Origin of the sequence: Vibrio sp. J383 (assembly GCF_023503985.1) — a bacterium.
GTDB classification, from domain to species: domain Bacteria; phylum Pseudomonadota; class Gammaproteobacteria; order Enterobacterales; family Vibrionaceae; genus Vibrio; species Vibrio splendidus.
In genome coordinates this window covers 1,059,801-1,072,936 of sequence record NZ_CP097293.1, presented here as the reverse complement: position 1 = coordinate 1,072,936, position 13,136 = coordinate 1,059,801, and the positions used below count along the sequence as shown (strand labels likewise).

The following is a 13,136-nucleotide window of genomic DNA, read 5'->3' as shown; positions in this document are numbered from 1 at the left end:
ATGTCTATTACAACTTTTCCAAAAAAAGCATCCTTGGTTGATGAGCTGCCAATCAAAAAAATAGTCTCTATCTTAGGGCTAGCGATTTTAATCAATGGTTGTTCTTCAAAGCAACCAACAGGCCGCTACGATATTGATTCAGATATTGCACCGGATGCACCTATCTCAGTAGAGCATCTCGAGGATGCTCACCCTCAGTATGAACCTTACAGCTTAGGTGGTAACACTAATTACACTCTGCGTGGTGAAGACTACCAGATCGTAAAAAAAACCGAAGGGTTTACCGAGAAAGGAAAAGCATCTTGGTACGGTAAGAAATTTCATGGCCACTTAACCTCAAATGGCGAGATCTACGACATGTATTCCATGTCTGCAGCACACAAAACATTGCCGATTCCGAGCTATGTAAAAGTGACGAATACCGATAACAATAAAACGACGATTGTTCGTATCAATGACCGAGGCCCATTCCACGAAGGCCGAATCATTGACCTTAGTTATGCGGCAGCTTACAAGCTCGATGTCTTGAGAACAGGCACCGCAAATGTTGAGATAGAAGTCATCACCGTGGCGATGCCAACCGACGCGAATAAAAAGGCCGCTTTGCCGCAATTTATTATTCAGGTAGCCACTTCTCCACATGAAGACAGGACCGAGAAGTTAGCCAAAGATCTAGGCGAAAAGCTAGCTGTAGCAACGTTCTTGCAGCCAAATGACGACAACTACCGTCTGATGCTTGGGCCATTTCATGACTATGCTCTGACTCAAGAGAAATTAGAACAAGTTAAGCTGATGGGTTACCCGTCAGCTTATATAAAAAAACACACACTAACCCGCTAATTAATCTAACAGTTACTTCTGGTAATCAGCGCTCTGGTGTGACAGAGTGATTCTGTTAAGATATGAATAGTTCACCAAATAATTGCATTCAAAATGATTAAATCTAATAAACTTGTTAAATCGATTTTTGCTACTTCTGTTGCTCTTTCTGCAACGATAGCTACATCGTCATTCGCCGCTCCAATTGTAGTCCCTGATGCACCGCAAATCGCCGCTAAAGGTTTTGTTCTGATGGATTACCATTCAGGCAAAGTACTAGCAGAGAAAGAGATGAACACTCAACTTTCTCCAGCAAGTTTAACCAAGATGATGACGAGCTACGTGATCGGCCAAGAGCTAGAACGTGGCAACATCAATCTAAACGACGATGTTGTAATCAGTGAAAATGCTTGGGCTAAAAACTTCCCAGATTCATCGAAAATGTTCATTGAAGTGGGCACAACGGTTAAAGTTGAAGAACTGAACCGTGGCATCATCATTCAATCAGGCAACGATGCTACTGTTGCAATGGCCGAGCATATTGCTGGTTCTGAAGATGCATTCGTTGACCTAATGAACGCATGGGCAAGCTCTATCGGCATGAAAGACACGCACTTTGCTAACGTGCACGGTCTAGACAACCCGAATCTATACTCAACACCTTATGATATGGCGCTACTTGGTCAGGCGCTGATTCGCGATGTTCCTGATGAGTACCGTATCTACTCAGAGAAAAAATTCACTTACAACGGCATCACCCAGTACAACCGTAACGGTCTGTTATGGGATAAGAGCATGAACGTTGATGGCATCAAAACGGGCCATACAAGCAAGGCAGGTTATAGCCTAGTAAGCTCAGCAACCGAAGGCAAAATGCGCCTAGTTGCTGTTGTGATGGGAACTAAAAATGCTAACGCTCGTAAAACAGAAAGCAAAAAGCTGCTTAGCTACGGCTTCCGTTTCTTCGAAACAGTGGCACCACATACTGCTGGTGAGACATTCGTTGAAGAAAAAATCTGGATGGGTAGCAAGGACACGGTTGCTCTAGGTGTCGACGAAGATACTTTCGTTACCCTACCTCGTGGCCAAGCGAAGAACCTTAAGGCTAGCTTCGTTCTTGAAAAGGAACTGGAAGCACCAATTAGCAAAGGCGATGTTGTCGGTAAACTATTCTACCAAGTTGATGGTGAAGACGTTGCTGAATATCCACTACTTGCACTAGAAGATGTAGACCAAGGCAGCTTATTTAGTCGTCTATGGGACTACCTAGTATTGCTGTTTAAGGGTTTATTCTAAACCAGTCAAAGCTTTGCTCTAAGCAATACACAAGCTCAGTGCAAAGCTAACTCAATGAGTAAGTTCATTATTTACTCATTGACGAACTAAAAGCCGCCATGTGCGGCTTTTGTTGATCTTGAGTTCAGCGATATTTACACGTAATATTCCGCCCTATTACTCGTGTCTGTTGACCGAACACGCTTTTTATCGACATTTCGCCAATTTGCGAGAGTCTAGCCTTTTGGAGCTATTCATGAACATCAATTCTGATGCAAAACTAAAAGATCTCTTAGAGTTCCCTTGTTCATTCACTTACAAAGTAATGGGCTATGCTAAGCCAGAACTTACTGAGCTAGTGCTAGAAGTGATCCAGCGTCATGCTCCTGGTGACTACAGCCCAACGCTAAAACCGAGTGCGAAAGGTAACTACCACTCTGTTTCTATAAATATTACGGCGACTTCAATTGAGCAAGTAGAAACGCTATATAAAGAACTGGGCGAGATCGAAATCGTTCGTATGGTTCTGTAATCTCCGATTACACATGAAAAACAGCGGCTTATTGCCGCTGTTTTTGTTTGAAGCACCCTATCTAGGTCAAATTCATTCAACTTAATTTTCAATAAATACAAAGAAAGTTGAAAAACCTTGCAGTCCGTCTGTAGTTAGAAACCTGTTTCGCGTTTATAATGCGTTCACTTTATTAATCCTTGAGGGAGTGCAGCTTTGCAAAATAAGCTAATCGTAAAAAAATTAGGCCGTCAGGATTACGAACCTGTATGGAAAGCCATGCATAAGTTCACAGACGAACGCACAGAAGAAGACGTAGACCAAGTTTGGTTGGTTGAACACAACCCTGTCTTCACTCAAGGACAAGCAGGCAAAGCCGAGCATGTATTAAATGCTGGTGACATCCCTGTAATTCAAAGCGATCGCGGTGGCCAAGTGACTTACCATGGCCCAGGTCAGTTAGTCGCTTACTTTTTGATTAACATCCGCCGCAAAAAATTCGGAGTACGTGATTTGGTGACTCATATCGAGAACCTCGTAATCAACACTCTGAAAGCTTACAATATAAATTCAACTGCCCGACCTGACGCTCCTGGTGTTTATGTCGATGGCAAGAAAATCTGTTCACTCGGATTACGTATTCGACGTGGCTGCTCGTTCCACGGGTTAGCACTCAACGTCGATATGGACCTGTCTCCATTCCTACGTATTAACCCATGTGGTTATCAAGGTATGGAAATGGCACAAGTAAGCCAGCTAGGCGGGCCAAGTGAACTAGAAAACGTTGAGCAACAGTTAATACAAGAGCTCGTAGAGCTACTCGGCTATGACCAAGTAGACATTCAAGCCACCAGTAACATTACAGCAGAAGCATAAAATCATGAGCAAACCAATCCAAATGGAAAAAGGCGTTAAATATCGTGACGCTGACAAAATGGCATTAATTCCCGTAAAGAATATGCCTGCTGAACAGAAAGAAGTTCTACGTAAGCCTGCATGGATGAAGATTAAACTTCCTTCAGACAGCCATCGTATTCAAGAAATCAAATCAGCAATGCGCAAGAACAACCTGCACTCAGTTTGTGAAGAAGCGTCTTGCCCTAACCTAGCCGAGTGTTTTAACCACGGCACGGCAACGTTTATGATTCTTGGCGCTATCTGTACTCGTCGCTGCCCGTTCTGTGATGTTGCCCATGGTCGCCCTGTTGCTCCTGAAGCAGAAGAGCCGAAGAAACTGGCTAAGACGATTAAAGACATGAAACTGAAGTACGTAGTAATCACTTCAGTTGACCGTGATGACTTGCGTGACGGCGGTGCTCAACACTTTGCTGATTGTAACCGTGAAATTCGCGAACAAAACCCAAACATTCGCATTGAAACCCTGGTACCAGACTTCCGTGGTCGTATGGACGTTGCGCTTGATCTAATGAAAGACAACCCGCCAGATGTTTTCAACCACAACCTAGAGACAGCGCCGCGTCTATACCGCAAAGCGCGTCCAGGTGCGAACTACAAATGGTCTCTTGATCTATTGAAGAAATTCAAAGAACAGCACCCAACTATCCCAACAAAATCAGGGGTGATGATGGGCCTTGGTGAGACGAAAGAAGAGATCGTTCAAGTACTGAAAGACCTTCGTGAACATGGTGTAACGATGCTGACACTAGGCCAATACCTAGCACCAAGCCGTCACCATTTACCAGTAGAACGCTACGTGCCGCCTTCTGAGTTCGATGAGCTGAAAGAGATTGCTCTAGAGCTAGGCTTCACTCACGCAGCTTGTGGTCCGTTTGTACGTTCTTCTTACCATGCAGACTTACAGGCTCAAGGTATGGAAATTAAGTAATCACGATTGCTTAACTAGAAACGCGAAGGCGCTGACTATTATGTTCAGCGCCTTTTTTCTATCCTGTTCGTGCCGCTAAGCTTTATATTTCATGCCACTATAGCTTTATATAAAAACAACAAAGCCACTTCATTATGAGTGGCTCTGTGCTTAACGTTTCAAGTTCTTCTGAGGGTTTAGGTTCAGAGAGTCCCGATAGGGTTCAGCGTTAGCCGAAAGATGCCCAGATAACCGTTGCGACTAGGATTGGGCACACAAACTTCACATACATTGGCCAAACCTTACCAAACCAACCTAATTGGAAATCAGGGCAACCTTGCTCAAGCTCTTTCACTTTTGAAGCTCGGCTCCACACCCAACCACCAAACACGCAGAACATCAGTGCTGCGACCGGTTGAAGGTACTGAGTCGCTATCATCGCAACCATGCCAAACATCGCGGCAAAGTTGTAAACAATCACCACACTAAACAACGCGATAACACCACCAATTACCCAGCTCGTAGGCGTTCGTCTAGTGTTAAAACGCTCGCTCACTAGTGCTACAGGGCCTTCAAGCATCGAAATCGATGAAGTCAGTGCGGCAATCGTTAGCAATAAGAAGAAAACAATCGCGAAGATCTGACCAAGCACGCCTAAGCTATCAAACATCAAAGGCAGAACCGTAAATACAAGCGTATCAGAACTTAATAGTGAACCATCTTCCGCATAGATTTGTACCCCTTTCTGCATCGCAACAAACATTGCAGGCATCACGACTAAACCCGCAATAAAAGCGACAGCGGTATCAACTAAGGTAACGTTCATTGCCATTTTGGGCAGGTTCTCTTTCTTACTCAAGTAAGAGCCATAAACCAACATCGAGCAACCACCAATAGTTAGCGAGAAAAAGCCTTGTCCCATTGCTGCCAAAATCAATTTTCTATCCCAAACTTTTTCAAAATCCGGAACCAAGTAGTGTTTTAGGCCTTCCATCGCGCCAGATTGCGTCATGATGTAAACAAACAATAAGCCAAATAAAACAAATAGCGCAGGCATCAAACGAGTCGACCATTTCTCGATGCCTTGCTTAACACCGCCCTGCACAATCAAGATAGTCAGTACATAAAATGCGACGGTACCAAATACATTTCGCTCAACACTGAAGCCTTTAAACCAATCAGCAGCAGCCTCTAGCCCCACCAGATCAGCGACAGCACCAATGAGGAAGCAGATCAACCAACCACCAACGATACTATAAAATGCCAACACGGCGCTTGGCACACTCAATCCGACCCAACCGACAAACTCACCGACTTTCTTACCCAAAGGGTTCGTAGTCAAAGAACGCATGCTATCGACAGGATTTGCTTGGCCGTGACGACCAATAGCCATCTCAACCACCAGCATTGGGAAAGCGACCACGAAGATCATGATCAAATAGACTAAGAGAAAAGCGCCACCGCCGTTACTGGCAACTTGAGTTGGGAAACCCCAAATATTACCTAAGCCAACAGCTGCACCCGCCGCTGCTAAAATAAAACCCAAACGAGAGCTAAAGTGCTCTCTTGAAGAGGAAGATTGTTGGTCCATATCGCCCGCATTAAAAATCAGTGAACTAGTTGAGAAGTACAGTAATAAAAAGCAATGATGGGTACAACCAATAAATGAACAATTCTCTAATTTTTACAATCCATTTAGTATTTAAAACCAAATTATTAACAATTCCCCAGACTAACTGACCACATAAAACCAAGACAGCGATTGATCAGTCTACTGAGAGGCATTCCTAAGTTAATTGTTAGCTTATTTAACCCATAAAAAAAGAGCACCAATCGGTGCTCTTCTAAAGAATCTGAAACTCAGGCTAGATAGTAAATACTTGGTAATCTTTTAAGTTCGGAATGATTTCATGCAGCTCTTGCTCTTGTTCTGCCATCTCATCAAGTGAGTCACAGAACTCGTTCGCTTCCTCTTGCACTTGTTGAGAGTGTTCTTTCATTCGCTCTTCAACTTTAAGCTTTAATTCAGCCATGCTATCAGCCAATTCGGTAAGGTTTAAACCACCATCTTGTTTCATTTTTTCTGACATCGCATTAAAAGCGCTGGAGATAAATTCTTGATTAAAGATTTCTTTCGCCTTCTCGAAATCTTCAGACCAACCATTGGCCATCGAATCAAAGCTTTCAGCTGGTAACACTAACTCGCCATCTTTGTAGTAACGCGCTTCCAGTTCAGCAAAGTAGGTTTTCATTGATTCTTTTACATTATCAAATGATTCCGGTGAATCTAGGCTAGCCGCAATATCATCAATCACGTCATTCGCTAACGCTAGGCTATCGTTAGCCATTTGTTTCGCTCGTGGTAAGTACTCACTCATGCTTTCGCGGTATTTTTCAATCGCCGCTTGTTGGTCGGCATCAAGCTCAACCTTCTCACCATGGATATATAAGTCGTTGTTGCCATCGAAAACGGCAGTATCACCATTCACTTGATGGATTTCGACTTTTTGGTCATCGATTCGCAATTCATTTTTCAAATCAACTCGACACTGAGCAGCAAAAGTTGGCAGGCTCACAAAAGAGATTACCGCTGTTAACGATGCGATTAATACATTGTTTTTAATAAATATTTTGTTTTTCATAAATACATTGTTTTTCATAACATCCTCTCATCAATCTGACCGATTACTATACCCTTGGTATATGCTTCTTTGTCAGAGAAACGTTTTATATATACGTTACTCAGTTAGTCGATAGATATTACTTCATAGCAAAACTGTTTATCTGCGACCTTAAACTCAATTTCATCACCGACTTCTTTACCCATTAGAGCTTGGCCAAAAGGTGCATTTGCCGTCACGATGGCAATCTCATTCTCATTCCACGTGACAGAAAGTCCGCCGACTCTCGGCCCCATAAAAAAGTGTTTATATTGATCATGCTCGTCAATGACCACAACGTAGCTGCTCACCGTAATTCGCTCACTGTCGCGCAATACTAAGTTACGATAACACTGAATGTCGTCTTCACACTCTTGCACTCTTACGGCTTGGCCATGAGCAAGATATGAAGCTTCTAATGCCAATGTATCGTACTTATGTTCAGGCACAGTCTCTTCATCGGTCGCAGCATCAATCGCACGCTGAGTCGCAGATTGGGCGATACGTAGTCGGGATTCGAGTTGCTCTAAGATTATTTGGCGAAGCTCAGACTTATTCATACTATTGGGGTGCTTTTCTATAGGAGCTACAGAATAGAATTAGGTACAATCAGGTGCAAGACATTTGATTCATCAAGCGACGCTATCATGAATGGACGCTCGCTTTATCATCAATACGACACTTAATAATTCAGGTAGAACATAAATGATTGAGCAGAAGTTAAAACAAGTATTCGGATTCGACTCACTGCGTAATGGGCAAAAGCAAGTCATTGATAATGTTCTATCTGGTCATTCGACGGCGGCCATATTCCCAACAGGCTCAGGTAAGTCGCTTTGCTATCAATTGCCAGCGCTAGCATTGCCACATTTAACCTTAGTGATATCGCCACTGTTAGCTTTAATGAAAGACCAGCTCAGCTTCTTGCACAGCAAAGGCATTAGCGCAGCTGCAATCGAATCAAGCCAAGACAGACAAACCACCCAACAAGTGATGCAGTCGGTACGTAACGGAGACACCAAGATCCTCATGATCTCCGTTGAACGCTTGAAGAACGAACGCTTTCGCCAGTTTATCTCCCAAGTGCCGATCTCGTTACTGGTGGTCGATGAAGCGCACTGTATTTCAGAGTGGGGACACAACTTTAGACCAGACTACCTAAAGCTTCCCCAATACCAAAAACAGCTCAATATTCCTCAGGTACTGCTGCTGACAGCAACCGCGACCACATCAGTTATCCAAGATATGAAGTCTAAGTTTGATATCGATGAGGAACGTGTTGTTGTTACGGGTTTCTATCGTCAAAACCTCGATCTGTCTATTCAACCTTGCGAACAAACCAGCAAACTAGAAACCTTGTGCAACGTCGTTAATCAAGCTTCTCTTGCTCCGACTATTGTTTATGTCACCCTTCAACAAACAGCAGAGATGGTGGCTCAGCAACTTCGTAACGCTGGCGTTAATGCTGTTGCTTATCATGCAGGTCTTAAGCCAGAAAACAGAGATGTAATCCAACATCAATTCATGAATGATGACGTGAACTGTATCGTGGCCACCATTGCGTTTGGTATGGGCGTCGATAAATCTAACATTCGCCGAGTCATTCACTTTGATTTACCAAAATCGATAGAGAACTACTCGCAAGAGATCGGTCGAGCAGGCCGAGATGGCCAGCCTTCAGAATGTATTCTTCTCGCCAACAAATACGGCCTCAGTACACTAGAGAACTTCGTATTTGGCGATACGCCAGACAACATATCGATCCAAGCAGTATTGAAAGAGATCTACGAAAACCAGAACATTGTCGCTGCTGGCTCAAACCAATGGGAGATTATGCTTAACCAGCTATCACGTGAATCCAACATTCGTCAGTTGCCGCTAAAAACGCTACTGGTGTATCTCGAAATTGAAGGCGTGATTGAGCCGAAGTACAGCTACTTCGCTGACTACAAATTTAAGTTCGTTCGCCCGAAACAGCAGATCACCGAACAATTCCAAGGCGAACGTCGTCATTTTGTCGAAGCTATTTTCCAGTGTTCGCCTCAAGCCAGGGTCTGGTGCCAAGTCGACTTCGATGCGCTGTGGACACATTTCCAGACTGATCGTCAGCGTGTGATTGCAGCAATCGATTATTTCAATGAACAAGGTTGGATTGAGTTGGAAAGTAAGCAGATCACAGATGTGTATGCGATCCACAATACCTCTGAAGACATGATGCAGTTATCGGAACGTCTAACCGAATTGTTTAAGGAAAAAGAGAACAGTGAAATAAACCGTCTTAACCAAATGCTGAGCTTCTTTGAGGCAGACACTTGTCTAAGCTCACGCCTAGCGAGCTACTTTGCCGATGAGAAGGCACCAACAAACTGTGGTCATTGCTCGGTATGCCGTGGTGAGGTGGCAATATTACCAACCGTCGATGTTGAACCCGTTGACGACGAAACCGTAATGACATGGATTCATGAATTTGTATCTAAGAGCCAACAATTGATCACCGACGAAGCCATTACGCGTTTTCTATGCGGAATCGCAACCCCGCTTTCAACCAGGCTTAAAGCCAGCAAAATGGTCGGTTACGGAAAGTTAGAGCAGCAACCATTCAGTGATACCTTAGCGCGAGTTAAACAACTTCCTAGATAAGGCATCTCACGTATTGATATAGAAACTGGCTAGGCTATGAAGTCTAGTCGGTTACATATGGCTTAGATTCCTTAGCTCCTAGAATCAAGCTTTCTTCTCTTCTATGAGCTGCGACCAATTTAATCATTCCTGCCATTAAAAACCTTAAAAACAATCAATAATCTTCAAAAACTAGACACCCTTTCAGATTGGTTAACAATCGGCCAACTTTCAAATTTTGATTGATAACCCTTATCTTGTATTAAAGGAACCATAGAATGGTCAAGAAGATATCCCTATCTTTTCTTATAGTTATGCTCATTTTATTTTTGGTCGCATTAACATCTGCAAATCACTATCTCAACAACTGGAAATGGGAAAACATTCAAGTTAATAACGACGAAGTGGTCAGTGTTGTTTCTCAAACGTTTGAGTCGAACCTAGAAGATACAAAGTCTATGATTCAACAATTCGCGTTTCTACTTCCATATTACGGAACCGACGCCCCTTTTAACGAATCTCGAATGCTCCGAGTGTTAGATAGAGTTCATTCCGCAAACCCTGCTTTTATCGATGTTTATTTTGCAGACATTAATGGCACCCCATTTAGTGCACTATCCAAAGGCTGGGTGAAGGATTTTAATGTTATCGAAATGCAGAGAGAGTGGTTTCTCGCCATATCCGCAAAAGGCAATACTAGCTATATATCAGCTCCCTATGTTAGTAACACAGGTGAACGAGTTATTTCAGTATCTGCACCAATTAAGAGAAGTGGACAGTTAGTTGGAGTATTTGGTGTTGATATAACACTGTCTGAGTTAATGCCGGAGTTTGGTGTCGAATTTGCTATTACAACAAAAGATGGCGAGATTGTGATGGCAGACGCCTCAACCAGAGAAACAGGCTGGGTGAATAAAAATATCTACGATTTACGCCCAAACTTTACAACACTGACCAACACCCCCTATCTATATAAAGCTGAGGGATCTGACGAACCTTACACAATATCCAAGCAGCCACTGACAAATAGCTATGACTTGTTTGCATGGACTAACCAAAGTCATGAAGACACTATGAATAAAAGCCTAATGACAGGGATCATAGGGTTGTTCGCATGTATTGGTATTTTACTGATGATAACTGTTTATGTCGCTATTCAAAGACAACTTAGAAACCTACCGATTATGGTATCAACGCTTGAAAAAATGTCCGTCGGTGAGTTCACTCCTATTGAGTCCAACTCAAGTAATAACGAACTCGATCAGGTACAAACCTCATTACAACGGTTACAAAAAAGTATCTCTAATATTGTCGAACAGTCGAATATTAAGATGTCAGATTTAGCCGTACAACAAACGAAAATAGAACAGTTAATAGATGATACAAACACCAATGCAAGCTCTGGGTTTAATAATGTAGAACAGGTAGCAACTGCGGCAACTGAGTTATCGGCAGCTGCGTCTAGTGTATCAGACAACGCTGCGCACGCAGACAGAATGGCAAAAGCGACTATGCAGGTTATAGAAACCAGTGCCAACGTAATCAGCGAAGCCGATAATATAAATCATGATGTGAGTTCAGCGATGGCAGAATCAGCCATTATCGTAAATGAACTAAGGGAGCATTCTGAACACATAAACTCGGTGGTTGAAGTTATCAACTCAATATCAGAGCAAACAAACTTACTTGCTTTAAATGCCGCAATAGAGGCAGCGCGTGCTGGAGAACATGGACGTGGATTTTCAGTAGTCGCTGATGAAGTAAGATCGCTTGCAAAGAGAACTCAAGTATCTACGGTGGATATCAAAAACATCATCACTCAACTTCAATCTCAGTCCAGAAAAGCTGACGAATACATGTCTTCAAATACGGTATTGGTTCAACGCTCGCAAGAAATGATGCTTGAACTTTCACAAGCCTTCTCCGATATCAGACAACAAGTTATAGAAATATCTGAAATGAACACCATGGTATCTTCTGCCTCAGAAGAGCAAAGTATCGTGACGCAAGATATTACCGAACGTATTGAAGGTATTAACACAACAGTAAAAAACAGTATAACCAGTGCTCAACATACTCAAGACGCCAATATCGTTATTTCAGAAAAAACGGCAGAACTCAAAGAGGTGTTAGCCTTTTTCAATATTAGTCAGATAGGTAACAGAGGCCGAGACTAATAATAACTTCGATAATAATCCAAAGAAAATACGCTTAATAAGGCGTTCGAGTAACGAGCGCCGAAACATATTGGGAAATATATCGCACCACGAAAGTCATATGACGGGTGCCCAATAAACAATGCCCTAAAAGAAACTCAACTGACGCATTTGATCTTTGGGTTGTAGCATCACGCTCAAACCAAGCAGGCGTATTTCTCGCCCTTGTTGTCTTTTCAGTATTTCACTTAACAGTTCTTTGAAGTGCTCGCGATCAAGAGAGGCGTGTATGTGTTCAATAGTGGTTTGCTGGAAATCGGCGAACTTGAGCTTAATGCCCTGCTTGATGATCGCTTTACTTGGGCTGGCTTTTTCGAGACGAGTTTCAAGCTCAGGAAACAGCTTATCTTCGATCACCTGCCAACATTCCTCGTAGGTAGAAATGTTTTGAGTAAAAGTGCGCTCCACACCTACCGATTTTCGTTCACGTTCGATGATAACTTCTCGGTCATCAACTCCATGACTGCGCTTCCATAGTGATGCACCTTGACGGCCAAACCTGAGCAATAGATCGCGATAATCAGACTCCTTAATATCCTTACAAGTAAAGAAGCCTGCTTGATGCAGTTTTTCGATACTGACCTTGCCAACACCGGGAATCTTTTCGAGTGGGAGCTCATCAATCACGGCTTGTACGTCTTGTGGAGGAATCACAAACTGTCCGTTAGGTTTGTTCATATCTGACGCTACTTTCGCTAGAAACTTTATTGGAGCGATGCCAGCCGAAGCGGTCAAGTTGAGTTCATTCCAGATATCGTGACGAATCGCCTCTGCAATCAGTGTGGCCGAACCATGACATTGCCTGGAATCGGTGACATCAAGGAAAGCTTCATCCAAAGAAAGAGGTTCAATGATGGATGTGTATCGAGAAAAAATTTCGCGGATCTTTTTCGATATCTCGACGTAGACCGACATTCTCCCAGGGACAACCAACAGGTTGGGGCAAAGCTGCAGCGCTTTTCCTGTTGGCATTGCAGAACGAATACCAAACTTGCGAGCTTCATAATTACATGTACTCAAAACCCCGCGCTGTTTTTCATGTCCCCCCACTGCGAGCGGTCGATTTCTATAAGATGGGTTATCTCGCATTTCTACAGCTGCGTAAAAGCAATCCATATCAACATGGATTATTTTTCTAACTTTCTCTTCGCCCGCACTACACATCTAGGAATAACCCAACCTTACAACTGTATCTATGAACAGTATAATCA

The 13,136-nt window shown here is 43.1% G+C and carries 11 protein-coding genes; 7 read left to right on the top strand and 4 right to left on the bottom strand.

What is annotated here, in order from left to right:
- The 5 genes from M4S28_RS04780 to lipA all read left to right on the top strand — a co-directional run bounded on the left by M4S28_RS04780 (position 1) and on the right by lipA (position 4,451).
- The gene (locus M4S28_RS04780) at positions 1–840 is read left to right on the top strand and encodes a septal ring lytic transglycosylase RlpA family protein (RefSeq protein WP_249632400.1); all 840 of its coding nucleotides are present in this window, start codon (positions 1–3) and stop codon (positions 838–840) included.
- Between the two features lie 93 nt (positions 841–933).
- Positions 934–2,115, top strand: coding sequence for a serine hydrolase (locus M4S28_RS04775; RefSeq protein ID WP_017079939.1), 1,182 nt, complete (start codon positions 934–936; stop codon positions 2,113–2,115).
- A 235-nt stretch (positions 2,116–2,350) separates the two neighbouring features.
- Positions 2,351–2,626: a DUF493 family protein YbeD gene (gene ybeD, locus M4S28_RS04770; protein ID WP_017079938.1), complete on the top strand. Its 276-nt coding sequence runs from the start codon at positions 2,351–2,353 to the stop codon at positions 2,624–2,626.
- 195 nt (positions 2,627–2,821) lie between these two features.
- A complete protein-coding gene (gene lipB, locus M4S28_RS04765) occupies positions 2,822–3,481 on the top strand; it encodes a lipoyl(octanoyl) transferase LipB (protein WP_017079937.1) in 660 nt (219 codons plus the stop codon).
- Positions 3,482–3,485: 4 nt separating this feature from the next.
- Complete coding sequence (lipA, locus tag M4S28_RS04760) at positions 3,486–4,451, top strand: lipoyl synthase (protein WP_004735240.1); 966 nt, start codon at positions 3,486–3,488, stop codon at positions 4,449–4,451.
- Positions 4,452–4,659: 208 nt separating this feature from the next.
- Here lipA and M4S28_RS04755 read toward each other — a convergent pair whose 3' ends face one another.
- The 3 genes from M4S28_RS04755 to M4S28_RS04745 form a co-directional block, all read right to left on the bottom strand.
- A complete protein-coding gene (locus tag M4S28_RS04755; protein ID WP_249632399.1) occupies positions 4,660–6,021 on the bottom strand; it encodes a sodium-dependent transporter in 1,362 nt (453 codons plus the stop codon).
- Between the two features lie 274 nt (positions 6,022–6,295).
- On the bottom strand, positions 6,296–7,090 hold the full coding sequence (locus tag M4S28_RS04750) for a YggN family protein (RefSeq protein WP_004735238.1): 795 nt from the start codon (positions 7,088–7,090) through the stop codon (positions 6,296–6,298).
- A gap of 86 nt (positions 7,091–7,176) precedes the next feature.
- Complete coding sequence (locus M4S28_RS04745; protein ID WP_017080322.1) at positions 7,177–7,650, bottom strand: GreA/GreB family elongation factor; 474 nt, start codon at positions 7,648–7,650, stop codon at positions 7,177–7,179.
- Positions 7,651–7,795: 145 nt separating this feature from the next.
- Between M4S28_RS04745 and M4S28_RS04740 the strand changes: the two genes are divergently transcribed.
- Positions 7,796–9,730 (top strand): RecQ family ATP-dependent DNA helicase, encoded by a 1,935-nt coding sequence (locus M4S28_RS04740; RefSeq protein ID WP_249632398.1) that lies wholly within the window; start codon positions 7,796–7,798, stop codon positions 9,728–9,730.
- A gap of 257 nt (positions 9,731–9,987) precedes the next feature.
- Entirely contained in the window at positions 9,988–11,886 is a 1,899-nt protein-coding gene (locus M4S28_RS04735; protein ID WP_249632397.1) for a methyl-accepting chemotaxis protein, read from the top strand.
- A 126-nt stretch (positions 11,887–12,012) separates the two neighbouring features.
- On the opposite strand, the gene dinB is transcribed toward M4S28_RS04735, so the two are convergent.
- A complete protein-coding gene (dinB, locus tag M4S28_RS04730; protein ID WP_249632396.1) occupies positions 12,013–13,089 on the bottom strand; it encodes a DNA polymerase IV in 1,077 nt (358 codons plus the stop codon).
- Positions 13,090–13,136: the final 47 nt, after the last annotated feature.

Coding starts and splice junctions, on each gene's coding strand:
- lipA (WP_004735240.1), top strand. CDS start 3,486: ATGAGCAAACCAATCCAAATGGAAAAAGGCGTTAAATATCGTGACGCT.
- M4S28_RS04750 (WP_004735238.1), bottom strand. CDS start 7,090: ATGAAAAACAATGTATTTATGAAAAACAAAATATTTATTAAAAACAAT.
- M4S28_RS04775 (WP_017079939.1), top strand. CDS start 934: ATGATTAAATCTAATAAACTTGTTAAATCGATTTTTGCTACTTCTGTT.
- M4S28_RS04780 (WP_249632400.1), top strand. CDS start 1: ATGTCTATTACAACTTTTCCAAAAAAAGCATCCTTGGTTGATGAGCTG.
- M4S28_RS04745 (WP_017080322.1), bottom strand. CDS start 7,650: ATGAATAAGTCTGAGCTTCGCCAAATAATCTTAGAGCAACTCGAATCC.
- M4S28_RS04755 (WP_249632399.1), bottom strand. CDS start 6,021: ATGGACCAACAATCTTCCTCTTCAAGAGAGCACTTTAGCTCTCGTTTG.
- M4S28_RS04740 (WP_249632398.1), top strand. CDS start 7,796: ATGATTGAGCAGAAGTTAAAACAAGTATTCGGATTCGACTCACTGCGT.
- ybeD (WP_017079938.1), top strand. CDS start 2,351: ATGAACATCAATTCTGATGCAAAACTAAAAGATCTCTTAGAGTTCCCT.
- dinB (WP_249632396.1), bottom strand. CDS start 13,089: ATGTGTAGTGCGGGCGAAGAGAAAGTTAGAAAAATAATCCATGTTGAT.
- M4S28_RS04735 (WP_249632397.1), top strand. CDS start 9,988: ATGGTCAAGAAGATATCCCTATCTTTTCTTATAGTTATGCTCATTTTA.